Source organism: Nigerium massiliense, from assembly GCF_000826085.1.
GTDB classification, from domain to species: domain Bacteria; phylum Actinomycetota; class Actinomycetes; order Propionibacteriales; family Propionibacteriaceae; genus Propioniciclava; species Propioniciclava massiliense.
Genome location: NZ_CCYM01000003.1, coordinates 1,171,052 through 1,195,537, shown reverse-complemented (window position 1 = coordinate 1,195,537; position 24,486 = coordinate 1,171,052). Strand labels below are relative to the sequence as shown.

The following is a 24,486-nucleotide window of genomic DNA, read 5'->3' as shown; positions in this document are numbered from 1 at the left end:
GCCCACCCGGTGGGGGAGCGGCACAGCCGCGAACGACGCGTTGCCCGGTCGCGGCTACGCTGAGGGCCACGGGGAAGGAGCGGCGCACCGAACGCGCTGCCGATGCGGGAGTTCCGACCGGCGTTGCCGGGGGCCGGGTCCGCGCACCGCACCCGGTCTGGCATCCACCCGGCACGGGAGGGAGGGGCTCGCATGACCCAGCCGATCTTCGACGCCCACCTGCACATCATCGACCCCGCCTATCCCCTGGTGGAGAACGACGGGTACCTGCCCGACCCGTTCACCGTGGACGACTACCGGGCGCGCACCGCCGCGCTGCCGATCGCCGGCGGGGCCGTGGTCTCGGGATCGTTCCAGGCGTTCGACCAGGGTTACCTCGTCGGGGCGCTGCGCGCGCTGGGGCCGTCCTTCGTCGGGGTCACGCAGATCCCCGCCGACACCCCGGACCACGAGATCGTGCGCCTGCACGAGGCGGGGGTGCGGGCCGTCCGGTTCAACGTGCGGCGGGGCGGATCCGCGTCCCTGGACGACCTGGAGGGGCTGGCGCGGCGCGTCTTCGACCTGGCCGGCTGGCATTGCGAGCTGTACATCGACGCCCGCGCACTGCCCGGCCTCTTCCGCCGCATCGCCGCCCTCCCGGCCGTCAGCATCGACCACCTGGGCCTGCACGCCGACGGGTTGCCGACGCTGCTGCGGCTGGTCGAGCGGGGCGTGAAGGTGAAGGCCACCGGCTTCGGACGCGTCGAGCTCGACCCGGCCACCACGGTGCGGGCGATCATGGACGCCGACCCCACCGCGCTGATGCTCGGCACCGACCTGCCCTCGACGCGGGCCCGGCGGCCGTTCGAGGACGCCGACCTCGAGATCGTCCGCGGCGTCCTCGAGCCGGACGAGATCCCGGCCGTGTTCTGGGGTAACGCCGCGGCGTTCTACCGGGCGTGACGGAGTTGTTCGTGCGGGCCGGTTAGGCTCCGGGCATGGCTATCTCGCGCGACGCGCTCATCACGATTCTGGCCGAGGCGGACCCCGCCGGGCTCATCGCCGCCGGCGCTCCGCATGACGAGTACAGCGCCGAGGCGGACGCCATCGCGTCGCTCGAGGGCATCCCCACGCTCACCGAGATCACGAGCATCTTCGGCGTGCACTTCGAGGATCCCGGCATCTGCCGCCGCGAGACCGCCCGCTGGATCGCGGAGCAGATCGCCGCGCGCGGCGGCATCCACTGACCCCTGGCAGGCGGGGGCGGGCCGGGTCCGTTAAGTGAACCCTCAATCGTTGAAAGTGAAAGTACAGTCCGTCATCGCGGAATCGTCGTCGACCCCGGGGCGTTGTCTTGGACATGAACGAAACCAGCGCTCCCGCGTCGTCCCTGTCCGGCCGCCTCGACCCTGGTGCCGAGGACGTCACCGATCACGTGGGCTACGTCCAGGCGTCCACCGACGCCGATCCGGGCGACCACGCGCACCTCGATGACGCCGCGTCCATGGACGCCGTCACCCTCATCGCGGGCGACCTGGAGAACATGGCCTCCTACTACGAGTTGGCCCTCGCGCTGGAGCCGCTGGCCGAGAAGGCCGGACGCCGCGACGTCCAGCGGGTGCTGGGCCGCGGGGACACCCCGATGGTGCGCCTGGTGAGTTCCCCGGACCTCCCGGGCGTGGATCCGGCGCAGGCCGGCCTGTACCACAGCGCGTTCCTTTTCGACTCGCAGGAGAGCCTGGCGGCGACGGTGTACCGCGCGGCGTCCGAGCCCCGCAGCCGCTTCGTCGGCTCCAGCGACCACCTGGTCAGCGAGGCCTTTTACTTCACCGACCCCGAGGGCAACGGCATCGAGCTCTACCGGGACCGTCCGCGCGACACCTGGACGATCATCGACGGCCAGACCCAGATGGACACCACCTACCTCGACCCGCGCGCGTACCTCAACCAGCACCTCGACCGCGCCGTGCTGGACGCTGTGACGGACCAGCAGGGCAGGGTCGGCCACGTCCACCTGCAGGTCGGCGACGTCGACCGCGCGCGCGACTTCTACGTGAACACGGTCGGCTTCGACATCACGTTCTCCGGCATCCCCAGCGCCCTGTTCGTCTCCGCCGGCGGCTACCACCACCACATCGCGGTGAACGTCTGGAACAGCTACGGCGCCGGCCCGCGCGCCGCGTCCCTGGGCCTGGGCGACGTGTCGATCACCGTCCCCGACCGCGCCGCGCTGGATGGCTTCGCCGCACGTCTGCGTGCCCGCGGCGTCGATTTCGCTGACGACGGCCGCTCCATCGTGACCCGCGACCCGTGGAACACCCAGCTGACGATGACCCTGCCGGTCACGTCCGCGCAGGACTGGGCGGACGACCGCGCCGGCGTCCTTCGCTGACGGGTCCCCGAACGCCGAGCGCCCGGACGGTGTGTCCGGGCGCTCGGTTTCGTTTTCACCCGCGTGCAGCGGCCTCCAGGGCGGCGACGTCGATGCGAACCATCTGCCACAGCGCCTCGACGACGCGCTGGGCCCGGGCGGGATCCCCGCTGGTCAGGCGCTCCCAGGCCGCGGGCAGCACCTGCCACGGCAGGCCGAACGGGTCGACGATCCAGCCGCACTGCATCTCCGTGCCGCCGGCGGCCAGGAAGCCGTCCCAGACGCGGTCGAGCTGCTCCTGGTCGTCGACGATCAGCCACATCGAGTGTGCGGTCGTGAACCTCTCGGAGTGGTCCGCGCCCATCACGTGGGTGGTGCGTCCGGCGATCTCGATGGTCCAGATGGACACGGAGTGGTCCGTCTGCTGCTCGTTGTCGAACTGCTGCGTCTCGACGACCCGGGAACCGGGGATGAGCGTCGTGTAGAGCTCGATGGCCTTGGGGGCGTCCTCGGAGCTGAACCAGAGACAGGTCGATGCGTCGGTCATGTTGTTTCTCCTCACGTAGCCAGGACGGCGGTCAGGCGCGGTCGCCGGTGCGCTCGGTGTCGATGATCATGAACATGGCCCCTGCGGGGTCGGCGACGGTGGCGAGGCGTCCGAAGGGGGAATCCTCCGGGCCGTCCAGAACGCGCCCGCCCAGCTCCTGCACCCGCTGCGCGGCGGCGTCGCAGTCGTCCACGCGGAGGTAGAGCCGCCAGAACGAGCCCATCTCCGCGGGGATCCAGCCGTTCGAGTCGCAGATGCCGCTGCTGGCGTCGTCGCCCGCGCCGTTGGTGACGTAGTTGGCCCCCTCCATCTTCGCCGGCTTGAAGTCGAAGACGGCGGTGTAGAAGTCCACGGACTCCTGGAACCGCTGGGTCATCAGCTCGAACCAGACCGGCGTCCCGACGCCGCCGGTGAAGGCGTAGCCCTGGGTGTCGCCGCTCTGCCACAGACCGACGACCGCGTCGGTGGGATCGAGGACCATCGAGAAGCGGCCGGCGTCGCCGACGTCTCCGGGCTCAGCGAGGACGTGCGCGCCGTGCTCGGTGGCGAGCTTGGTGCGGGCATCGACGTCGTCGACCTCGAGGTAGACGTCCCAGCTGCTGGTCATCGGATCGCCGTTCGGGCAGGTCATGGCCGAGACGTCCATCGCGCCGCCGACGAGCCCGGCGGTGCCGCTGATCATGTTGTAGTGACCGTACTCCTCGCCGGAGTCGTGGAACGTCCAGCCGAACAGGGACTGGTAGAAGGCCTTGCTCGAGGTCAGGTCGGTCGAGCCGAGATCGGTCCAGGTGGGGGTGCCGAGCGGACGGGACATGAGCTTTCTCCTTTGATCGAGGTCGATGGCTTCACGCTACGAGGGCGGACGCCGGTGCGGTTTGTCCGATCGTGCGCAGTCGGTAGGGCTCAGCGCCGCCGGTGATCCATGCTCGGCAGCGCGCTGAGAAGGGGGAACTCGTCCGCGTTGGCGCGGAAGTAGGTGATCGTGACGGTCTGCGGCGCGGTGAGCGGCTCGGGGTGGAGCCCGACCAGGGGCTGCGACGGCGCCAGCTGATCGAGGACGCCGGCGCGCTCGCGGACCGCGAAGGTCAACAGCCACGGCGATCCGGGGCACAGCGGCAGGCGAACGGTCCCGGTGCCCTCGGTGAGGACGCCGACGCTCGGCAACCCGACCGGGACGGGCTGCGCATACCAGCCCAGCCATAGCTGCCAGTCCTGGCCGCGCTCGGGTTCGGGAAGGTTCGGGACGACGGTGACCCGGTCAGCCGGATCGCCGCCGAGCCGGAACGGCCGCACCGGACGGTCGGACACCCGGTCGGCGAGCGCTCGCAGCCCGGCCGGTGTGACCCCGACGGCGGTGCGGAAGCGACGGCTGAAGCTCGACAGGGAGTCGAAACCGACGGCGGTCGCGACGTCGATCACCGCGTCGGACGTGGTGAGCAGCAGCCGCTTGGCCTGCTCGATCCGCAGCGCGGTGAGGTATTGGCCAGGAGGGACGCGGCGCGCGGCCGTGAAGAGGCGGGTGAAGTGGAACGGGCTGTAGCCGGCCTCGTCGGCGAGGTCGGTGACGGTCAGACCGTCCGCGAAGCGCTCGCGCGCCAGCGCGAAGGCTGCCGTCAGCGCGGCGTCTCCGGGTGGTTGGGCGTGCGGTGTCGTCCCCACGGGGCGAGTGTAAAGGGTGCGGTGGAGAGCCCCACAAGGGCAGAGGGCAGGGGGCAGGAGGCTCAGGGGCCTAGGATCCTGGGGACGCCTCGCGGGCCCCGTCGCCGCGGGCCCGCCGTGACAGGCGTCGCCCGCAACCCATCGAAAGAGCCGCGTGAACCACCACGAGCCCACGGCGGAAGCCCGCGCCGCCGACGTCGCCGCGGTTCAGCGGCGCACCCTCGCCGTGCTGATCGTCACCCAGATCATCGGCACGGTCGGCGTCGGCGTCGGGCCGTCCATCCGCGTGCTGCTGGCCGGCGAGGTCACCAGGAACGAGGGCTGGGCCGGGCTGGCACGCACGGCGAGCACGCTCGGCGCGGCGCTGTTCGGGCTGCCCCTGGGGAACCTGGCGGCCCGGTTCGGACGCCGCACGGCCCTGAGCGTCGGCTGGTGGACGGCCGCCGTGGGCGCCGCGTTGACGGCGCTGGCGGCGCAGGGCTCCCTCGTCGTGCGGCTGTTCGTGGGGCTGCTGCTGTTGGGTGCCGGATCGGCGGTGGCCCTGCAGGGACGGTTCGCCGCGACGGATCTCGCTTTGCCGCAGCACAAGGGTCGCTCGCTGGCGATGGTCGTCTGGGTGGGCACGCTCGGCTCGGTGCTCGGGCCGAACCTGGGCGTCCCGGGCCAGGCGCTGGGGGACCGCACCGGCCTGAGCCTGTACGCGGCGGCCTTCCTGATCGCCGCGGTCTGCCTCGGGCTGGCAGGCCTCATCGTCTTCCTCGCCCTGCGCCCCGACCCGCTGCAGGTGCTGCGCGCGACCGCGCCGTCCGCCCCGATCCGGGCCGGGAAGAAGCGCGGCGGGGTCGGCGTCCTGGGCCATGTCATGCGGGAGAACTCCCTGGCGCGCTACGCGGTGATCGCGATCCTCACCGCCCAGATCGTGATGGTGACGATCATGACGATGACGCCGGTGCACATCATCCACGAGGGCGGCTCGATCACGTTGGTCAGCCTCACGATCAGCCTGCACGTGGTCGGCATGTACGCCCTCGCGCCGGTCGTCGGTTACCTCGCCGACCGCGGCGGGCACCGCCTCACGATCGTGATCGGGATCGTCGCCTTCCTGGCGTCCCTGCTGATCGGGACGCTGCAGCCGAACCACCTGGGCTGGATCGTGGCGTCGCTGTTCCTGCTCGGACTGGGGTGGTCGTTCGTCAACGTCGCCGCGTCGGCCCTGTTCAGCGGGGCGGTCGCCGACGAGAACCGCGCCTCCGCCCAGGGCGGCGTGGACGCCCTGGCGAACCTCTTCGGCGCGACCGCGGCCTTCGCCGCCGGCCCGCTGCTGGCCGCGAGCAGCTTCGCCACGCTGTCGGTGATCGCGATGGTGGCGCTGGCCCCGCTGGCGCTGCTGACGCTGCGGCCGCCAGCGCCGGCGCCGCGCCGCTGACGCTCCGGTCGGGCGCCGACAGGCGGACGCCTGCGGCTCACGGCTTCGGGACGGGCCCCAGCAACGCGTTCGCCCAGGCGGCGTGCACGGACTCGTCGTCGCTCGGGTGGAACAGCCCGGCGGCGACGTCGCGGTACAGGCGCGACAGCTCGTTGGAGCTGCGGTAGGACGACCCGCCCGACGCCCGGATCGCCTTCTCGACCGTGCGCAGCGCGACCTCGGTGGCGTGGCTCTTCAACGAGGACGCCTGCGGCATCCACAGCGGACGATCCGCCCGGGCGTCCAGATCGCGTGCCAGCGAGAGAAGGTGTTCGCGCACGGCGTCCTGCTCGATGGCGGCGTCCGCCAAGCGCCAGCGGATGTCGGGGTCGTGCGCGTACGGCGCCCCTGCGTTCTTCACGGACGTCCGCTTCTGCACGAGCTCGACGGCGACCTCGATCGCCCGCTGGCCGATGCCGTAGTAGACCGCGGCGAGCAGGATCTCGAAGGTCAGGAAGATGCCCATCACGAACGGGTCGTCGGTCGGGCCCGGGGCGACGCGCCGCACCACGCGCTCGGGCCGGGCGGGGGCGCCGTCCAGCACGGTGGTGCGCGACTGGGTACCGCGCATGCCGAGGGTGTCCCAGTCGTCCTTCACCGTGATGCCGCCCGCGTCGCGGTCAAGGAAAGCCCAGACGTTGACCGGGCTGGCGGGATCGCTGCGGTCGGCGCCGAAGGTGCCGAAGCGCGTCCAGGCCGGCCCGAGCGTGGTGAAGATCTTGGTGCCGGTGAAGGCGTAGCAGCCGTCGCTCTGCGGCGCGGCTTCGCTGATCGACCCGAACAGGACGAGGTCGTTGCCGGCCTCCGACACGCCGAACGCGAAGACCTCGCCGGCCATCGCGTCGGTGAACAGGAAGTCGCAGGACGCATCCCCGCCCGCGTGCACGTGCCGGGCGACGCCCAGCCAGATCTGGTGCATGTTGACCGCCAGCGCGGTCGCCGGGGCGGCCCCCGCGAGCCGGGCCTGCTCGAGCGCGATCTCCTCGATCGTGAGCCCTGCGCCGCCGAACTCCTCGGGGACGAGCGCGGTCAGGTAGCCGGCCGCGCGCAGGTCGGCCAGGTCGTCGAACGGGAAGACGTTCTCGGCGTCGACGGCGGCCGCGCGCGACCTGATGGTGCCGAGCAGGTCGTCGGTCAGGATCTGCCGGTGGCCGGCGGGCGTGGTGGCGGTGAGAGGCATGGGCCCATCTTTACCATCCCGTCCTGCCCTTCTCGGTGTCCGCGCGGCCCAGGAGGGGCCTCGTTCGCCGCGTCTCCCGCGCGCCGGGGGCGTCCCATGGAAAACTAGGGCGATGGGGAAGAAGAAGCCGAGCCTGCGCCCAGATCTGGTCGCCGCGCTGACGGACCGCACGCTGGTGCACATCCGCCGGTCGCCGCGCTACGCCGACGAGACGGAGGGCTTCGTCCTCGGCGTCGGAGCCCGATGGGCCCTGATCTCGCGCACCCTGCCCGGCGGCTACCCCAACGGCTACCGCGCCATCCAGGTCGCGGACGTCTCCCGCGTGACCCCCGTCGGCGGCTTCGAACAGCGCTTCGCCCGCTCGCTTCCGACGTGGCCGCCCGTCATGCCGCGCGGCGCCCGCCTCGACGATGTGTGGGAGGTCATGGGCACGCTCGCCCAGGTCTCGCCCCTGCTGTGCCTTCGGCTCGAAGGGGCGACGCGGCGGCGCGAGTGCGGCCGCCTGCTGCGTCTCAGCGAGAACAGGGTCTGGCTTCAGCGGGTGGACGCCCACGCGGTGTGGTCCGAGACAGAGGACTCCGTGAAGATGTCCCGGATCACCGCCGTCGACATCCGCGACAGCTTCCTGACCGCGCTCGGGCCGCTCGCGGGGGAGGCGCCCGAGATCCAGGAGCACGCGCCGCTGGCGCCCGACCCGGAGCCGGAGTCCGTGCCCGTCCCCGCGGCGCCCAACGCCCCGGGGCAGCCGGCCGTCGCGGGCCCGCAGGCAGACGCGGCGGACGCCGGCCCGGCGGAGCCTGACGAGACGCCGGCCGACCCGGACGCCGACCGCCCCTAGCACCGGCTCAGCCGAACGTGACCCCGGCGAGCCGCTGACCCCGGGAGCGCGCGACCAGGTCAGCCTGCTCCTCGACCTGCGCCGTCACGCCCGGGTCGGTCTTCGCCCACAGCGAGGCGGTGACGGTCAACGTCGCCCCGGTCGACTTCGGGCGCCAGGTGCCGAGCAGTTCCCCGTCGCGGGCGATCACGCCGGGGCGTCCGAGCGAGGGCCACAGCTCCGCGTGCCGCGGCTTCGGCGCCAGGAGGTCACGGTCCTTCGCCGCGGTGAAGAGGTCGAAACCGCTCAGCAGCCGCAGCGACGCGTCGCCGCCCGGATCGGCCGCGTCGGCGAGAGCGTCGGCGTCGTCGGCGAGGATCCAGCGCTTGCTGCCCTCGAGCGTCACCTCGACGACGTCGTCGGGCCAGTGCGCCTTGGCCTGCGCGACCGACGTGTCGAGGAACGCCGCGACGTGCGCCGGAGCGGCCGGACCCAGGAAGCGCAGGTACCCGCGGACGACGCCGAACTGGTCCGCCGCCTTCGCGGGGTCGCCGGTGCCGGGCTTGCGACGCCACCCCGGGATGCGGCGCAGCACGGGCGGGTTGGTGCCGGGCTGCAGTTCGAGGCCGCCGTGGAGCGCAGCCAGCCGAAACAGCTGCTCGTGCGGGTGGGTGGCCTTGCAGGGGCGGCAGTCGACCTGCAGCACCGCCGGCAGCGTCGCGTGCAGCGCCGTCGACACCTCCCCCTTGGGGGTCGGGTCGGCGCACGCGTCGCGCATGGCGGCGGCGACCTCGCCGAGGGCGTCCAGCACGCTGCCGCCGTCCTTCGAGACGGCCTTACCGCCGCTGATCGCGCGGCGCGTCGCGTCGTCCTCGTCGAAGGGCGAAACGGCGCGCTGGACGTCGCCGGCGTCGGACCGCCGGTACAGATGCGGGGCGCCGCGCAGCGTCCAGGCGAGCAGCAGATCGTCGGAGAAGTCCGACAGCACCCGGATCGCCTCGTCGACGGCGACACCACGGTTGGTCAGCGCGAGGCGTCCGGCGTGGTTGGCGCCGTCCTGCACGCCCAGGTCGAGCACCGCGGGGGCGTCCACGGCGGCGCTGTCCGCGGGGGCGTCGAGCTGCTGCGCGCGCCAGCGGAACCGGAGGGCCTGCGAGGCTGTGACGGGCGCCATGGGTCAGCCGACGAAGATGCAGAACGGGTGCCCGGCGGGGTCGCCGAACACGTACAGCGGCTCCTCGGGGTCGTCGAACCGGTCGAGCAGCAGGGTGGCGCCGAGGTCCTCGACGCGGCGGCGCTGCCGCTCGAGCTCGGCGGCGTCCGGCACCGTGAGGTCCAGGTGCAGCTGCTGCGGGACGCCGTCGCGCGGCCAGGTCGACGGGGGCAGCTCGTCGACCTGCTGGAACGCGAGGTTGTGGGAATCGCCGGGCCCCCGCAGGACCAGCCACTCGAGGTCGTCGGGACCGTCGGTCGGCAGCTCGTCGCCGGGCCTGTACTCGTAGCCCAGCAGCGCGCGGTAGAACTCGGCGAGCGCCCGGACGTCCGTTGCGTCCAGCACGGTCTGCCGCAGGCGGGGATGGTCGGCCATCGTCGCTCCTTTGTTCGCGGGCACCATCGTGGCATCGGCCTGCGGCCGCCGGTCAACCCCTTCCCGACGCCCCGCGGCGCGGCCACGCCCCAGCGGTGGGGACGACCAGCGGCGTCCCCGAGACCGGGTCCTCGATCACGAGGCAGGTCAGTCCGTAGACGTCCTCGACGAGGTCGGCGGTGAGCACGTCGTTCGGGTCGCCGGTCGCGACCACCCGGCCCTCCTTCATGACGATGAGGTTCGTGGCGTAGCGGGCGGCCTGGTTGAGGTCGTGCAGGACGGCCGCGACGGTCACGCCCTCGCCGTCGGGGGCGGGCCGGTTGAGCCGCGCGAACACGTCCAGCAGCTCGATCTGGTGCGACACGTCCAGGAACGTGGTCGGCTCGTCCAGCAGCAGGATCGGCGTCGTCTGCGCGACCGCCATCGCCGCCCAGACCCGCTGCCGCTGCCCGCCCGACAGCTCCGCGACCGGACGCCGGGCCAGCTCGGCCACGTCGGTGGCCTCCATCGCCGTCCACACGGCGCGCTCGTCCTCCTCCGTCCACTGCCGCACGAGCTTCTGGTAGGGGAAGCGGCCCCGCGAGACCAGGTCGATGACCGTGATGCCGTCCGGGGCGATGGACGCCTGCGGCAGCAGCCCGATCTCGCGGGCGGCCGTCTTGGGCCGGTAGCTTCGCAACGGCTGGCCGTCGAGCAGGACGTCGCCGTCGGTCGGCGCCAGCAGACGTGCGAGCGAGCGCAAGAGGGTCGTCTTGCCGCAGGCGTTGGGGCCGACGATGACGGTGAACGACCCGTCAGGGATGTCGACGGACAGCCTCTCGCTGACGAGCCGCTCGTCGTAGCGCAGCGTCACGTCGTGGGCGACCAGGCGCGAGCCCGGACGAGGGGGCGCGGCTCGTCGTAGCGCAGCGTCACGTCGTGGGCGACCAGGCGCGAGCCCGGACGAGGGGGCGCGGGGGCGTCCTGCCACGGGACGTCGTCGCGGGGCGCGGGGTCGGGCGGAGCGGGCGTGCCGATCACCGGTCGCTCACCCTGCTGACCAGGAGCCCGAGGAGATACACGCCGCCGCCCACGACCGTGACGATACCCACCGGGACGTCGCCGACGACGTGTTGCGCGACGGCGTCCGCGCTGAGCAGGAGGAACGCGCCCACGATCGCCGAGCCCGCCACCGGGACGCCCGCCCCGCCGAGCACCCGGTGCGCGATCTGCGGCGCGGCGAGCGCGACGAACGCGATCGGCCCGGCCACCGCGGTCACGGCCGCGACGAGGGCCACGGCGACGACCATCAGCGCCAGCCGCGTCGGCTCCACTCGGACGCCGTGCGCGCTGGCCGCCTCGTCGCCCAGCTCGAGCTGGCGCAGCGACGGCACGAGCGCGACGACCGCGGGGACGCCCAGGGCGATCACGACGAGCGCGGGCAGCAGGTGGGGCCAGTCCAGAAGGGACAGCGTCCCGGCCCCCCAGATGGACGCCGCCATGGCCACCTCCTGCTGGGCGCGCAGCAGCAGGAAGAGGTTCACCGCGTGCAGCATCGCCGTCATCGCGATGCCGACGATGATCAGGCGGTAGCCCTGGACGCCGTTCCGGTAGGCCAGGAGGTAGACGGCGGCGGCGGTCAGCAGCCCGCCGATGAACGCCCCGACCGTGGTGGACGCCGTCCCCTGCGCCAGTCCCAAGCCGGGCAGCACCGTCATCACGACGAGGACGCCGGTGTAGGCGCCGGTGGAGAACCCGATGATGTCGGGGGAGCCGAGCGGGTTGCGCGTGAGCGACTGGAAGACGGCGCCGGAGACCGCCAGCGCCGCGCCCAGGACGACCGCCCCGGCGATGCGCGGCGCGCGCCACTGCCGAACCACGGTCGAGGCGAACCCGGAGTCGCCGAAGAGCGCCTGCAGCACCTCGCCCGGGCCGAGCGGGTAGTCGCCGAGGCCGAGCATCCACACGACGAGGGCGAGGGTCGCCACCGCGAGCACGCCCGCCAGCACCAGGCGGCGCCGCGACACGGGCGTCCCGGCGACGGGCAGTCGGATGGTTCCGGGGCGGCGACGCGCGGCGTCGGGCGCGGGGGAGGTACGCGTACTCACAGCTCGCCCGCGTTCCGTCCACGCACCAGCGCGATGAGCACGGGCGCCCCGATCAAGGCGGTGACGATGCCCGCCGGCAACTCGCCCGGCGGCATGAGGAACCGGCCGGCGACGTCCGCGGCGAGCAGCAGGACCGGGCCGAGCAGCACGCTGTAGCCGAGCACCCAGCGCTGGTCGGGCCCGGTGAACCACCGCGCGATGTGCGGCACCATCAGCCCGATGAACGCGACCGGTCCGGCGATGGCGGTGGCCGTCCCCGCGAGCAGGGCGACCGCGACGACCGACAACGAGCGGACCAGGGCGACGTTCGCGCCCAGGGAGGTCGCCAGGCTGTCGCCCAGGGCCACGGCGTTCAGCGACGGCGCGACGGAGAGGGCCAGGGCGAGGCCCGCCAGCAGGAACAACGCGGCCGGGCCGAGGCCGTCCCAGCCGCGCCCGGCCAGCGATCCTGCGCGCCAGGTCTGCATGATCTGGAACCGCTCGGGGTCGCTCAGCACCATCGCGGACGTGATCCCGGTCAGGACGGCGCCCAGCGCGGTACCGGCCAGCACGAGCCGGACGGGGCTTCCGCCGTCGCGCCCGAACGAGCCGATGGCATAGACGACGACGGTGGCGATCGCCGCCCCGGCGAAGGCGGTAGCGAGCAGGCCGAGCGGGCTGCCCAGGCCCGCGAGTCCGGCGACCATCGCGACGGCGAAGCCGGCGCCCGCGGTGGTGCCGAGGATGCCGGGGTCGGCGAGCGGGTTCCGGGTCACGGCCTGGGCGAGCGCGCCCGCCACGCCCAGCCCGATGCCGGCCAACAGCCCGATCACGGTGCGGGGGAGCCTCAACGCGACCACGGCCGCTGCCGCGTCGGACGTCGGCATTCCGAGGACGGACGCCACGACGTCGGCGAAGGGGACAGAGCGGGCGCCCAGGGCCACGCTCGCGACGAGGGTGAGCACCAGCAGCGCCGCGCAGACGAGGAGGCCGGGCAGCCGCAGCGACCGCGGCCGGCGCCGCGCGCCGCGCCGCGCCGGGGCCCCGGCGTCCGCCTCTGTTCGTGTGCTCACTCGGGAAAGCATAGGTTAGCCTTACCTACTCACATGTCGGGCACCTCGCCCGGCCCCACGAAAGGCTGCCATGAACCGACGCCGTTTCCTCGCTCTCGTCGCCGCGGGTGGCACCGCGCTCGCCCTCGGCGGCTGCTCGACCGGCCAGCCCGCCGCGACCGGCTCCGCCGCGCCCACCGGGGAGGCGTCCGGTTCGGGCGCGTTCCCGGCAACCGTGGCCACCAAGTTCGGCGACGTCACGATCGAGAAGAAACCCACCCGCGTCGTCGCGCTCGGTTGGGGCGACGCGGAGGACGCCCTCGAGCTGGGCGTCCAGCCCGTCGGGGCGTCCGACTGGCTGGGCTTCGGCGGCGAGGGCGTGGGTCCGTGGCTGAAGGGTCGGTACACGACCCCGCCGCAGATCATCGCCACCATGGAGCCCAGCTACGAGGCGATCGCGGCGCTGAAACCCGACCTGATCCTCGACGTGAAGGGCTCAGGCGACGCGGCGCGACACGAGCGCCTGGCCAGCATCGCGCCGACCGTCGGCGTCCCCGCAGGTGGCGACAACTACCTCACCGCGTCCGACCAGCAGCTCACGATGATCGCCACGGCGCTCGGCGAAACGGACAAGGGACGCCGGCTGCTGGACGACGTGGACAAGAAGTTCGCCGCCGCCGTGTCCGCGCACCCGGCCTGGAAGGGCAAGACCGCCACCGCGGCGACGAAGACCAGCGAGGGGTGGGGTGCCTACACCAAAGGCGACGAGCGGGTCGCTTTCCTGGGCCGGCTCGGCTTCACTCAGAACCCCTCGGTCGACGCGCTGCCCGCCGACGGCTCGGGGTTCTCCGTGCGCCTGTCCGTCGAGAAGCTCGACACCCTGGACGCCGACCTGATCGTCGGCTTCCCGATCTTCATCCCGTCGGCCCAGCTGACCGGGGATGCCGCGTTCCAGGCCGTCCCCGCGGTGAAGGCCGGGCACTCGGTGATCATCGACGGCGACCTGGCCAACGCCTTCAGCCTCGGCTCACCCGCGGCGCGCAGCTACGCGATCGACAACCTCGTGCCCAAGGTGGAAGCCGCCATCGGCAAGTGAGCGGCGCCGGACGCCGTCTGGTTGCGGGTGACCGGCGGGCGCGAACGGGCTCGGCCGGCGGCTGCGTGCCGCGGCGTCCTCCTCAGGCGGGGACGCCCAAGAACTCCCGCCAGGCCGGCAGCTCGCGCCGGGCCTGGGCCAGCCCCAGCTCGTGGGCGGCGGTCAGCTTGGCGATGTTGCGCTCGCTGTTGCGGACCGGCATCGTCTCGGGGACGAACAGCATCGCGTCGCCGGAGCGCTCGAGCTCGAACAGCTCCTCGCGGACCCGGTTGTAGTTGGCCGGACGATCCCGCAGCGCCTCGGCGACGGCGGGGAACGAGCGGAAGTGGCGCTGGAACAGCCGCAGGTGCTTCTGCGGGCCCTTCCGGTATCCGCGCTCCTGGGTGAGGATCACGAGGAACTTCGAGTAGCCGGCCGCGCGGGCGGCGTCCAGCGCGATGCCGCCGTCGGGGCCCAGCGCCCCGTCCACGTAGACCTCTCCGTCGATCGTCACCGGCGGCATCAGCACCGGCATCGTGGAGGACGCGCGCACCCGCACCATCAGGTCGCGCATCGTCTTCGCGTCCTGCTTGCCCCACCAGACCTGCCGGCCGGTCGAGCACTGGAAGGCCGCGATCGCCATGGAGGCGGGGTTGGCCAGGAACGTGTCGTGGTCGAAGGGGAGGGCCTGATCGGGCAGACCCGTCTCCTCGTAGATGTACTGGGCGTTGAAGTAGCCCTGGCCGCGCGAGAACGTCCGCCAGCTGCCGAACCGCGGGTCGGCGGTGAAGTCGACGAACGACTGCCGGGCGCGCGAGGCGTCCCGGGAGAGGTAGTTGCACGTGTTGGAGGCCCCGGCGGAGATGCCGGCGACGAAGTCGATGTAGATCCCGGCCTCGAGCAGCACGGGCACGATCGCCGAGGTCAGCGACGCCCGCATGCCGCCCCCTTCGAAGATGAGGGCTGTATCGGTGACGTTGCTGCGCAGTTCGGACACGGATGGCCTCCTTCTTCCTCGACCCTATCCACGTTTTGTCGGCGTCGACCGTTAGCCTGGTCCGGTGACCACCTCAGCACCGGGTGACGGCAGCGTCGCCGCTCCCAAGAAGCCCCGCGTCGGCCTGCTCTGGCGCATCCTCATCGCGATCGTCCTCGGCATCGTGTGCGGCCTGTTCTTCCCCGACTGGCTCGTGCGCGTGTTCGTCACGTTCAACGGCCTGTTCGGCAACTTCCTCTCGTTCGTGATCCCGCTCATCATCGTGGGGCTCATCACGCCCGCCATCGCCGAGCTGGGGCGCGGTGCCGGCAAGTGGCTGGCGGTGACGGCCGGCATCGCCTACGCGTCGACGCTCTTCGCCGGTTTCCTGGGCTACGGGGCCAGCATGCTGGTGCTGCCGGGGCTGCTCGCCGGGCACACGGTCGCCGACGTCACCAACCCCGAGGACGCGTTGCTCAAACCGTACTTCGAGGTGACGATGGACCCGGTGTTCGGCGTCATGACCGCGCTGGTGCTGGCGTTCGTGGTCGGCGTCGCGCTCACGTTCATCAAGGGCGACCTCCTCCAGCGCGGTTTCGTGGAGTTCCGCGAGATCGTCAATCTGGTGATCGCGGCGGTGTTGATCCCGCTGCTGCCGCTCTACATCTTCGGCATCTTCCTCAACATGACGGCGACCGGCGAGGTGTTCACCGTCATCGCCACGTTCCTCGGCGTGGTGGTGTTCGTGTTCGCGCTGACGTTGGTCGTCCTGCTGGTGCAGTTCAGCGTGGCCGGGGCGTTCCAGCGCAAGAACCCGCTCGTGATGCTCAAGACGATGCTGCCCGCCTACGTGACCGCGCTGGGCACGTCCTCGTCGGCGGCGACGATCCCCGTCACCCTGCGCCAAACCATCAAGATGGGCATCAGCGAGCCGGTGGCGTCCTTCGTCATCCCGCTGTGCGCAACGATCCACCTGGCCGGCTCGACGGTGAAGATCACCTGCTTCTCGCTGGCGATCATGCTGCTGTACGGCATGCCGATCCCGCCCGGGCTGATCGTCGGCTTCATCTTCATGCTGGGCATCACGATGGTCGCCGCCCCCGGCGTTCCCGGCGGCGCGATCATGACGGCCGCGGGCCTGCTCTCGTCGATGCTCGGCTTCAACGAGGCCCAGGTCGGCCTGATGATCGCCACCTACATCGCGATCGACTCCTTCGGCACCGCCACCAACGTCACCGGCGACGGGGCGATCGCGGCGGTCGTCGACAAGCTCGTCGCCCGCTCCGGGGGCGCCCCACAACTGGCCGATTCGGTGATCGGAGAGGAACGATGACAACCCTGCCCATCCCCACGCTCACCCTGGCGGGGGACGTCGCGATCCCGCAGCTCGGGTTCGGCACCTACAAGATTCCCGCCGAGGACGCCGAGGCGGCCGTGAGCGACGCGCTCGAGCTCGGCTACCGGCACATCGACACCGCCGCGATGTACGGCAACGAGGTCGGGGTCGGCAAGGCGCTGGCCTCGTCCGGGCTCGCCCGCGACGAGCTGTTCGTTACGTCGAAGCTCGACAACCCCTACCACGAGCCCGCCGCTGCGAAGGACGCCTTCGCCCGCTCGCTCGACGACCTCGGCCTCGACGTGCTCGACCTGTACCTCATCCACTGGCCGTTGCCGCTCACCACCGACTACGCCGCCACCTGGCAGGCACTGGTCGACATCCTCGGCACCGGACGCGTCCGCGCCATCGGGGTCTCGAACTTCCAGCCCGATCACCTGCGTCGCATCATCGACGCGACCGGCGTCACCCCTGCGGTCAACCAGGTCGAGGTGAACCCGTACCTCACCCAGCAGCCGCTGCGGGCGCTGCACGAGCAACTCGGCATCGTGACCGAGGCCTGGTCGCCGCTGGCGCGCGGACGGCTGCTGGACGACCCGGCGCTGGTCGAGATCGCCGAGCGGGTGGGCCGCACCGTCTCCCAGGTCGTGCTGCGCTGGCACCTGCAGCGCGGCGACGTGGTGTTTCCGAAGTCCACCCACCGCGACCGCATGGCCGAGAACGCGGACCTGTTCACCTTCGAACTCCGGCCCGACGACATGGACGCCATCACGGGCCTGAACCGCGACGAGCGCTCGGGCAGCAGCCCCGACGTCGTCGAACTCAAGGGCTAGCGCGTCGGGCGGCTCGCGGGGCGGTGCGGCCGGGGCGCCGGCTCAGCCGCGGTGCCTGCTCAGCCGCGCCGCGTCCGACGGCCCGCATCGTCGGCGGCGAGCAAGGGCGCGGTGCGGTAGGGGATGAGCCGGCGCAGGTAGACGCTGGTGCGCGTCCGGACGATGCCTGGGCACAGCCGGATCTCCTCGCACACCCGGTAGAGGTCATCCGGGTCGCGCGCCACCACGCGGCACAGCAGGTCCGTCTCGCCGGCGGGCGCGAAGCACTCGAGCACCTCCGGAATGCGCCGCAGCGCCTCGACCGCCTTCTCGTACTGGTGCTGGTCGAGCTCGGCGGCCACCATCCCGGACAGCTCGCGACCCAGCGCGGCCGGGTCCACGCGCACGCTGTGCGCGCGCAGGGCGCCGTCGCGCTCGAGGCGCTCCAACCGTGCCTGCACCGTCCCGCGGGCCAGGCCGCAACGCTGCGCCAGTCCCATGATCGTGGCGCGGGGGTCGTTGTCGAGTTCGGTGAGAATGCGCCGATCGGTGTCGTCGAGGAGGTGGACCATGGCGGTGCCTTTCGTCGTCGCCGGACGAGCGGGCATCTCGTCCAATCGCCGGCAGCCTGGGGCCACGATACTGAACATTTTGCTCGATATGGCGACAGGCACTTGTCACGGTGTCGTCTGCGAGGTCGAATGGTGGGCGAACAGGCGATCCTCCGACCACGAGACGCCCACGGCGCCCACGCCACAAGCGAACGCGCCGGCGGCCCCCGGCACCATCCGAGCGGCCCGCACGTCAACAGGGCCCCCGCATCGCGGGGGCCCTGTTCTGTCGACCAGAGGAATGCGTGACGATCCCAGTCTTGCGGCCGGGGGAACCCGCACCGAATCCGTCACCTCATCGGTGGGGCGGCGTGCCGCCCGTTGTTGTTCGTTCCCTTGGCTTATCGGTAGTTCGAGTCTAAGCAACGCGACAGTACGTCGCAAAGGGTTTCGGCGAATCTCCGCCTCGAAACGCCACTTCCAGGATTGTTGCGACGGCCCGTCGCCTTGACTAGGCGTGTCGCACCGGTCCGTCACCGGGACTCTCTCGCCCGGTTCCACCATGTGGGACGCGGCGGCGAGCGGACGGCCTCAGGAGACCGGCGCTTCGGCCGACTGGCCGGGGTTCCCCGTCGCCGGGGGCGTCGGGGCTACCGTTTGGGTGTTGCGCAGCTGGCCCGCTTCGGTCGTCACCGTCTGCGTGGTGCTCGTCGGCGCCGGCACTGTCGGCCGGTCTTGCGGCGGAGCGGAGGAGGTGGTGGTCCTCGCCGGCCTCCACGTCGACGTCGTCGTCCGCGTCGAGCGTGGGCGGCGGGTGCGCGGCGCGTTGTCCGCGGTCTCGCTGGGGCTCGTGGTCGGCGTCACGGTGACGGTCTGAACCACGGTCGGCGACGGGACGGGGACGCGGTCGTGCGGCTGGTTCAGCCACAGCAGGGCCACGCCGCCGAGGGCCGCCGTCGAGACCAGCGCCGCCACCCACGGCAGAATGCCGCGTTGCCGGCGTGCGGTGCCCTCCGCCGCAGTGACGACCGGGATGCGCGACGTGCGTTCGGCGCGCTGGGACATCGGGACCACCGCGGCCATGGCCTGGGTCGGGGTCTCCGCGGGGACGCCGGGGTCGGCCGCGATGCGGGCGAACTCGTCGGCCGCCTTGTTGGCGTCCGGGCGCTCGGCGGGGTTCTTGCTCAGCAGCCGCGCGACCAGGGCGTCCAGCGCGGCCGGGACGTCCGGGCGGCGCGAGCTCATCCGGGGCGGGTCGTCGGAGACGTGCGCCCGGGCCAGGGCGATCGGGTGGTCGCCGTGGAAGGGCGTGCCGCCGGTGAACATCGTCATGAGCATGCAGCCCAGCGAGTACAGGTCGCTCGAGGGGCCGACCTCGAGCCCGCGGGCCTGCTCGGGCGACATGTAGGCGGCCGTCCCCGTCACGGTGGACGGAGCGGTCAGCGTCTCGTCGCCGGTCTCCGCGAGCCGGGCGATGCCGAAGTCGACGATCTTCGGGACGTCGTCGACGAGCACCACGTTCCCGGGCTTGATGTCGCGGTGGACGACGCCGACGGCGTGGGCCGCAGCGAGCCCGTGCGCGACGCCCTCGGCGATGGTGAGGCCCTCCGTCCACCCCAGCGGGCCCCGTTCGGCCAGGACCGTCTTGAGGCTGGGCCCGTCCAGGAGTTCCATGACCAGGTAGGCGGTGTGGTCCTGGCGTCCGGCGTCGTAGATGCCGACGACGTTCGGGCTCGAGAGCCCCGCGGTCGCGACGGCCTCCCGCTGGAACCGGGCCAGGACGCTCGGATCCTCGGTGCGCACCGCGAGGTCGACGGTCTTGATCGCGACGTCGCGGCGCAGCGTGGTGTCGCGCCCCCGCCAGACCTTGCCCATGGCGCCGCTACCGAGCTGGCTGAGCAGCTCGTAGCGATTGGCAAGGAGGGTTTCGGGCACCTTTCCATGGTGCCATGACGAGATGGCGCATCCCGACCGCTTGCCGGCTTGTTCATGTCTTTGTCACCCGGGGATGGGACCGAGCCGTTGCCGCGTGAGACAGTCAGCTCACGGTTGTCTGCTGTTCATGGCGCAACCGCCAAGAATCGCCGTTACGAATCCAGACGGACGCGACCGTCAGCACCTCGTCCGCCGTGCGACGGCGCCACCGGTGCAGGGCGATGAACGGTGCCAGTTCCTCGACGGCGACCTCCTCGAACTCGGTGTCGCCGAGGGGGCGTCCGGTACCGGCCATCGTCCGGCCCTTCCCGGACGTTTTGCCGCGGGCGTCCGTGAGCAGGAACTTCGGGTGCAGCAACGCGTCCAGTCGCTCGGGGCTGGAGCGCACCTCGTCGGTCAGCAACGAGCGCTGCAGCGCCACGACGGGGTGCTCCTCCGGTTCGGCGGCGAAGAGCGTGTCGTCCGGCTCGGGCGGCAGGACGGTGCGGGTCACCGTCGCCGGCGTGCCGGGGCGGAAGCCGGGGCCGCGGTTGACGGGCTTGCCATCGCGGTAGGCGGTCGCCGCGGCGCGGGCGCGCTCGTCGGCGGCCTCGTTCATCGTGTGCCCGGCGTGCCCGCGGACCCACTCGAAGGTGACCTCGCGGCCGCGCAGCGCGTCGTCCAGGTCTTTGAGCAGCTCGACGTTGAGGACGGGCTTGCCGTCGGCCTTGCGCCAGCCGCGTCGTTTCCAGCCGGGGATCCACTTGGTGCAGCAGTTGATGACGTACTGGCTGTCGCACAGGACGGTGAGGTCGTCCTTGGCGTCGGCGGTGGCGTTCAGGAGGTCGAGGACGGCCATCAGTTCGCCCATGTTGTTGGTGCCGCGCGCCCAACCGCCCGCCGCCCAGCGGTCGTCGTCGATGTACCAGGCCCAGCCCGCCGGACCCGGGTTGGACAGGGAGCTTCCGTCTGCAGCGGCGATGATCATCGAGCCATTGTGCCCGGGCGGCGGCTACGCGTTCAGCAGGCGCCCCGGCCTGCCCGTTCCGGTCGGCTCGCCCGGGCCGCGTTCGGGCGGCCGGGACCCCGCGGGCGCGCCGGACGCGGGCGTCGCCTCCGGGACCGGCAGCGACGGGACGGTCTCGGCGCCGGGACCGAGCGGGGCCGCCGCAGCGGGCGCCGGCCCGAGACGGGGGATCGTCGCCCGGACGCGCCAGGCGCCGTCGCACGGGCCCGCGCTGAACGTCCCTCCGTGCAGCGAGACGCGCTCGCCCAGCCCGCGCAGCCCCCAGCCCGTCGACAGCGGGGACGGACGGTGCGACCCGGCGTGAGGAAGCGGGCTCGCGACATCGACGACGACGTCGCGTTCCAACACCGTGATCGCGAGCCTGCAGCGGGCCCCGGCGGGGGCGTAGCGCAAGATGTTCGTGGTCGATTCCCGCAGCACGCGGGTAGCCGTCCGCCGGGTGGTGGCGTCGACGGCGTCCATGTCGCCGTCGGTCTCGGTGTCGACCGCGAAGCCCTCCTCGTCCAGCGTGTCCTCCAGCGCGGAGAGCACCTGCGCGAGGCTCAGGGTGAGGGGTTCGGGGGCCGGCTGGGACGCGGTGAGCGCCGGATCGGACGAGCGCAACACGTGCACGAGCAGGTTCAGGTCGACCTGGGTCGAGCGGAAGGAGGCCGCGACCCGGCCGAGCGCCCGCTGCACGGAGGCGGTGTCCGCGGCGGTCACGGCGGGCCGCAGCCCGAGGGTGATCACCGACAGCTGGTGGGCGATCAGGTCGTGCAACTCGCCGGCCAGCGCCACCCGCTCCTGGGCGCGGATCGCGGCGTTGCTGTCGCGCAACTCGTCGATACGGGACGCCTGCGCGCGCAGCGTCACCCCGAACGCATGGCCGACCAGCGCCACCAGCCCCTGGACGAGCGCCATGCTGAGCCACACAGGGACCGAGTCGGGCAACCCGATGGTGCGCAGGGCGGTGTAGGAAACGGCCCCGAGGTAGACGAGGACGGTCTGGCGCGGGCTACGGGTCACCGCGACCCAGGCCAGCATGCAGGGCACCAGCACCAGCACGTCGACGGCGGCGACTGGCTGGACGATCGCGGACCCCACCAGGACGAGCGCGCCGACCGGCAGCATCAGGTGGGGGAACGTGAGCCCGATGGCGACGGCGACGAGGGCTGCCATGCCGAGGAGCGGCTCGGGCCCCGTGCTGCGGACGAGGGGGACCTGGGCGGCGGCCGCGATCACCAGCAGCACGGTCCCGATCTGGCGGATCCAGCGCCACGTCGTGGCGAGAGGACGGTCCAGGGGGGCCTTGAGGGTCGGGGTCGCGGGGGGAGCGTTGTCGGCCGTCCAGCCCAGCGGCAGCGAGACGCGCAGCACCCAGCGGCCGTCCTCGACCCCGGCGAAGAACGTCCCCGGGCTCAGCTCGACGCGCTCGCGCAGGGCGCGCAGGCCGGCGCCGAGGTGGGGCGCCCCGGCAGCGACGTACCGGTTGCTCATGGTCAGCTCGACGCGGTCGTCGACGGTGATCGCGATGCGGCACGGGGTGCCGGGGGGCGCGTGCAGCTGCATGTTGTAGCCGGCCTCGCGGATCACCCTGGCCAGGATGATCCGGACGCCGTCCGAGAGCCGGTCGAGATCCCCGGCGACGTCGAGTTCGACGGGGAACCCGTACGCCACCAGATTCTCCTCGACGTCCTCGACGACGGCCCTGAGCTCGGGGGCGTCCACCGGGGTGGCCGCCGCGGCGGTGCCGGAAGCCTGCCCGCGCAGCGTCGAGACCAGCGCGCGCAGGTGCACCAGCAGCCGGCGGGACGCCTCCTCGACGGAGTCGACCGCGCCGTGCAGGGTCGCCTGGTCCGGGGACGCGCTGGCTGCTTCGATCATTCGGGCGTTGGCCTCGAGGTCCTCGCTGAGCAACTCGTGCAGCTCGACCGCGAGCGCGGACCGTTCCTCGACGCGCATGCGCTCGCCCGCGTGGGCGAGGGCGTCGATCTTGGCCGCGGAGGCGACGATCGCGTGCACGGCCGAGCGCAGGCCCCAACCGACGAGGTGGGCCACCGCGATCACCAAAAGCCAGGACGCCAGCCCGGCGAGCGGCAGGTCACCCGAGAGCGCCCGCGCCGCCGCGAAAGCCATGTACCACAGGCCGACAGCGATGCGGGTCCGGGGCGGGGAGATGACGCTCACCAGGACGATCGTCAGGGGGACGAGCAGGATCTCCTGGCCCGTCGAGCCGAGCACGGCGGTGGAGACGAGCGGGAACGCGCCGAGAACGCACCCGGCGACGGGTCGCCAGAGGGTGAGCAGCAGTGCCGTGTAGAAGAGGGCCTCTTGGGCGCCGCGCATGAGGAGGCCGGCGGTGAGCGGCTGGCCCACGTACTCGGTGACGGCGACGGTCAGGGCGTCCACCACGAGGACGGCGGCGGACAGCAGGCGCACCAGGCGTAGCGCCGCCGACCATCGGCCGGTGGCGGTGCGAGCGGCTCCGCTGTCGCTGGGGATGTTCATCCTCGCCTCCCATGCCCCGGGGGTGTGGGGCAAGACCAGGTTCATCGTATGCGTAGAGGGTGCTCGGTCGAGAGCTGTTCGCCTTCGCGAGAACGTGTGCTAGTCGTGCGGCAACTTGACCGTCACGACCCAGGAGCCGGCGACGGGGCCGGCGCTGAAGTAGCCGCCGGTCAGGTCGACGCGCTCGCGCAGGCCGCGCAGCCCCCAGCCGAGGTCCGCCTGGACGGGCGCATCGGACGCGAGCGGGTTGCTGATCCGCAAGCACACCTGGGCTTCGTTGACCGAGAGCGCGTAGGTGCAGCTCACCCGCTCGGGCGCGTGCCGGAGGATGTTGCTCGTGGCCTCCTCGATGGTGCGCGACAGCGTTCGCTGCACGGTCATGTCGAGGCGGTCCGCCTGCGCGGGGAGTTGGATGTCGGGCTCGAAGCCGGCCTCGGTGAGGGCCAGCGACGCGCGGGCGGCCGCTTCGGTCGGCGGGAGGCGCTCGGCGAGTTCGCGGATCTCGGTGCCTGCCGCCGCGGTGGCGGGATCGTCGCGCAGCACCCGAACGAGCAGCCGCAGTTCGGTGAGGGCGGAGTTGGTCGCGGCGTCCACCTTGTCGAGGAGCACCGGGACCTGCCCGTCATCGTTGCTGGCGCGCTGGCCCATGATCTGCAGGGACACGGTGGACAGCTGGTGGGAGATGACATCGTGCAGTTCGCGCGACAGCGTCCGGCGTTCGTCGGCGCGGATGCGCGCGGTCTCCTCACGGAGGCTGTCCTCGCTGCGGCTCGCGCGGGCGGCGCGCGCCCGCAACCACCGGATCAGCGCCCCCGCGATGCCGCCCACCAGCAAGGAGGCGATCAGCATGAGGGCGAGGCCGAGGGGTTCGGGACCGCGGTAGACGGCGACACGGGCCGCGGCATAGCACGGGACGACCGCGGCGAAGACCGCGGAGGATCGCCGGCCGAGGTGGGTCAGTGCCACGGCCGTCGCCAGGGCGATGAGCACCGCGTCCATCGACGTGGACGGCCACAGCAGCGCCACCGCCAGCGGTACGGCCGCCACGACGAGGCCGAGGCGCGGCTGCCAGAGCAGGGTGACTATGGCCACGTACGCGACGACGTCCATCGCGGTGCCCAGGACGGCGTCGTGGTCGAGCATGCCGGGGTGGGTCGCGGTCATGCGGATCAGGTCCGCCAGCATGAAGATGATGAAGGCGGTGGCGATCAGGCGCAGCTGGTCCGGGCCCGACAGAGCGCGGACGCGGCGCAGGGTGAACAGCTGGGCCCCCTCGCTAGGCGAGAGGGAGGCGCTGCTCATCGGCATGCGCCCATCAGGCGGAAGATCTCGAAGGCGCAGTAGAACTTGTCGGGATCCTCGCGCCCGGCGCGCAGGGCGCGATCGGTGCCGGCGACGAAGCCGGCGGTGTGGACCGCGGGGCGGGTCTCACGCTGGGGGGACGCCGGTGCGGCCAGCGAAGGGGTGATGAGGAGGAAGGCGGCCAGGGCGGCTGCCACGTGCGAGCGGAACATGTCGGGTCCTTCGGCAGGGGGTGGTGTAGGTGTTATCCCAGAGTCTTGTCGTGATAGTTCCGTGATTGAT

Annotated in this window: 25 protein-coding genes; 8 read left to right on the top strand and 17 right to left on the bottom strand. The window is 72.3% G+C overall.

From position 1 onward, the window contains the following. Positions 1–192 precede the first annotated feature (192 nt). The 3 genes from BN1187_RS11970 (at position 193) to BN1187_RS11960 (ending at position 2,371) form a co-directional block, all read left to right on the top strand. Positions 193–942 carry an amidohydrolase family protein gene (locus tag BN1187_RS11970; protein WP_040162017.1) on the top strand — a complete coding sequence of 250 codons (750 nt, stop codon included), beginning with the start codon at positions 193–195 and terminating at the stop codon, positions 940–942. Between the two features lie 35 nt (positions 943–977). Next, entirely contained in the window at positions 978–1,226 is a 249-nt protein-coding gene (locus tag BN1187_RS11965) for a hypothetical protein (protein ID WP_040162014.1), read from the top strand. 113 nt (positions 1,227–1,339) lie between these two features. Continuing rightward, a complete protein-coding gene (locus BN1187_RS11960) occupies positions 1,340–2,371 on the top strand; it encodes a VOC family protein (protein WP_082034680.1) in 1,032 nt (343 codons plus the stop codon). 55 nt (positions 2,372–2,426) lie between these two features. Here BN1187_RS11960 and BN1187_RS11955 read toward each other — a convergent pair whose 3' ends face one another. The 3 genes from BN1187_RS11955 to BN1187_RS11945 all read right to left on the bottom strand — a co-directional run bounded on the left by BN1187_RS11955 (position 2,427) and on the right by BN1187_RS11945 (position 4,556). After that, positions 2,427–2,897, bottom strand: coding sequence for a VOC family protein (locus BN1187_RS11955; protein ID WP_040162011.1), 471 nt, complete (start codon positions 2,895–2,897; stop codon positions 2,427–2,429). A 31-nt stretch (positions 2,898–2,928) separates the two neighbouring features. Beyond that, the gene (locus BN1187_RS11950; RefSeq protein ID WP_040162010.1) at positions 2,929–3,711 is read right to left on the bottom strand and encodes a VOC family protein; all 783 of its coding nucleotides are present in this window, start codon (positions 3,709–3,711) and stop codon (positions 2,929–2,931) included. 89 nt (positions 3,712–3,800) lie between these two features. Continuing rightward, on the bottom strand, positions 3,801–4,556 hold the full coding sequence (locus BN1187_RS11945) for a helix-turn-helix transcriptional regulator (RefSeq protein ID WP_040162008.1): 756 nt from the start codon (positions 4,554–4,556) through the stop codon (positions 3,801–3,803). Between the two features lie 154 nt (positions 4,557–4,710). Between BN1187_RS11945 and BN1187_RS11940 the strand changes: the two genes are divergently transcribed. Continuing rightward, positions 4,711–5,982 carry an MFS transporter gene (locus BN1187_RS11940; RefSeq protein ID WP_040162005.1) on the top strand — a complete coding sequence of 424 codons (1,272 nt, stop codon included), beginning with the start codon at positions 4,711–4,713 and terminating at the stop codon, positions 5,980–5,982. Positions 5,983–6,019: 37 nt separating this feature from the next. Here BN1187_RS11940 and BN1187_RS11935 read toward each other — a convergent pair whose 3' ends face one another. Then, positions 6,020–7,201: an acyl-CoA dehydrogenase family protein gene (locus tag BN1187_RS11935; RefSeq protein WP_052462651.1), complete on the bottom strand. Its 1,182-nt coding sequence runs from the start codon at positions 7,199–7,201 to the stop codon at positions 6,020–6,022. Between the two features lie 112 nt (positions 7,202–7,313). On the opposite strand from BN1187_RS11935, the gene BN1187_RS11930 reads away from it, so the two are divergent. Further along, a complete protein-coding gene (locus tag BN1187_RS11930) occupies positions 7,314–8,039 on the top strand; it encodes a hypothetical protein (protein WP_040162002.1) in 726 nt (241 codons plus the stop codon). A 7-nt stretch (positions 8,040–8,046) separates the two neighbouring features. On the opposite strand, the gene BN1187_RS11925 is transcribed toward BN1187_RS11930, so the two are convergent. Genes BN1187_RS11925 through BN1187_RS11905 form a run of 6 tightly spaced genes read right to left on the bottom strand, consistent with a single transcriptional unit; the run spans position 8,047 to position 12,745 of the window. Further along, on the bottom strand, positions 8,047–9,192 hold the full coding sequence (locus BN1187_RS11925; RefSeq protein WP_040161999.1) for a DNA glycosylase AlkZ-like family protein: 1,146 nt from the start codon (positions 9,190–9,192) through the stop codon (positions 8,047–8,049). Between the two features lie 3 nt (positions 9,193–9,195). Next, positions 9,196–9,606: a VOC family protein gene (locus tag BN1187_RS11920; RefSeq protein WP_040161997.1), complete on the bottom strand. Its 411-nt coding sequence runs from the start codon at positions 9,604–9,606 to the stop codon at positions 9,196–9,198. A 52-nt stretch (positions 9,607–9,658) separates the two neighbouring features. Then, a complete protein-coding gene (locus tag BN1187_RS11915; RefSeq protein WP_235750667.1) occupies positions 9,659–10,459 on the bottom strand; it encodes an ABC transporter ATP-binding protein in 801 nt (266 codons plus the stop codon). Beyond that, entirely contained in the window at positions 10,456–10,626 is a 171-nt protein-coding gene (locus BN1187_RS14705; RefSeq protein ID WP_218184698.1) for a hypothetical protein, read from the bottom strand. Before BN1187_RS14705 ends, BN1187_RS11915 begins: the two co-directional genes overlap by 4 nt. After that, the gene (locus BN1187_RS11910) at positions 10,623–11,693 is read right to left on the bottom strand and encodes a FecCD family ABC transporter permease (protein WP_235750666.1); all 1,071 of its coding nucleotides are present in this window, start codon (positions 11,691–11,693) and stop codon (positions 10,623–10,625) included. The genes BN1187_RS14705 and BN1187_RS11910 overlap by 4 nt, the downstream gene beginning before the upstream one ends. Then, positions 11,690–12,745: a FecCD family ABC transporter permease gene (locus tag BN1187_RS11905; RefSeq protein WP_235750665.1), complete on the bottom strand. Its 1,056-nt coding sequence runs from the start codon at positions 12,743–12,745 to the stop codon at positions 11,690–11,692. Before BN1187_RS11905 ends, BN1187_RS11910 begins: the two co-directional genes overlap by 4 nt. Before the next feature lie 70 nt (positions 12,746–12,815). Between BN1187_RS11905 and BN1187_RS11900 the strand changes: the two genes are divergently transcribed. Continuing rightward, a complete protein-coding gene (locus BN1187_RS11900; protein ID WP_040161989.1) occupies positions 12,816–13,820 on the top strand; it encodes an iron-siderophore ABC transporter substrate-binding protein in 1,005 nt (334 codons plus the stop codon). 82 nt (positions 13,821–13,902) lie between these two features. Here BN1187_RS11900 and BN1187_RS11895 read toward each other — a convergent pair whose 3' ends face one another. Next, the gene (locus tag BN1187_RS11895) at positions 13,903–14,787 is read right to left on the bottom strand and encodes a patatin-like phospholipase family protein (RefSeq protein ID WP_218184693.1); all 885 of its coding nucleotides are present in this window, start codon (positions 14,785–14,787) and stop codon (positions 13,903–13,905) included. A gap of 73 nt (positions 14,788–14,860) precedes the next feature. On the opposite strand from BN1187_RS11895, the gene BN1187_RS11890 reads away from it, so the two are divergent. Then, entirely contained in the window at positions 14,861–16,108 is a 1,248-nt protein-coding gene (locus BN1187_RS11890; protein ID WP_052462650.1) for a dicarboxylate/amino acid:cation symporter, read from the top strand. Positions 16,109–16,113: 5 nt separating this feature from the next. Beyond that, positions 16,114–16,944 carry an aldo/keto reductase gene (locus BN1187_RS11885; RefSeq protein ID WP_040163207.1) on the top strand — a complete coding sequence of 277 codons (831 nt, stop codon included), beginning with the start codon at positions 16,114–16,116 and terminating at the stop codon, positions 16,942–16,944. A 59-nt stretch (positions 16,945–17,003) separates the two neighbouring features. Here the strand turns inward: BN1187_RS11885 and BN1187_RS11880 are convergent, their stop codons facing one another. The 6 genes from BN1187_RS11880 to BN1187_RS11855 form a co-directional block, all read right to left on the bottom strand. Continuing rightward, positions 17,004–17,495, bottom strand: a complete 492-nt coding sequence (locus BN1187_RS11880; protein WP_040161983.1) for an Lrp/AsnC family transcriptional regulator — start codon at positions 17,493–17,495, stop codon at positions 17,004–17,006. 570 nt (positions 17,496–18,065) lie between these two features. Continuing rightward, positions 18,066–19,409, bottom strand: a complete 1,344-nt coding sequence (locus BN1187_RS11875) for a serine/threonine-protein kinase (protein WP_052462649.1) — start codon at positions 19,407–19,409, stop codon at positions 18,066–18,068. A 103-nt stretch (positions 19,410–19,512) separates the two neighbouring features. Then, on the bottom strand, positions 19,513–20,376 hold the full coding sequence (locus tag BN1187_RS11870) for a ribonuclease HI family protein (protein ID WP_040161978.1): 864 nt from the start codon (positions 20,374–20,376) through the stop codon (positions 19,513–19,515). 24 nt (positions 20,377–20,400) lie between these two features. Beyond that, positions 20,401–22,902 carry a sensor histidine kinase gene (locus BN1187_RS11865; protein WP_040161974.1) on the bottom strand — a complete coding sequence of 834 codons (2,502 nt, stop codon included), beginning with the start codon at positions 22,900–22,902 and terminating at the stop codon, positions 20,401–20,403. Positions 22,903–23,001: 99 nt separating this feature from the next. Continuing rightward, entirely contained in the window at positions 23,002–24,204 is a 1,203-nt protein-coding gene (locus tag BN1187_RS11860) for a sensor histidine kinase (protein ID WP_157754776.1), read from the bottom strand. After that, complete coding sequence (locus BN1187_RS11855) at positions 24,201–24,416, bottom strand: hypothetical protein (protein WP_040161968.1); 216 nt, start codon at positions 24,414–24,416, stop codon at positions 24,201–24,203. Before BN1187_RS11855 ends, BN1187_RS11860 begins: the two co-directional genes overlap by 4 nt. Positions 24,417–24,486 lie beyond the last annotated feature (70 nt).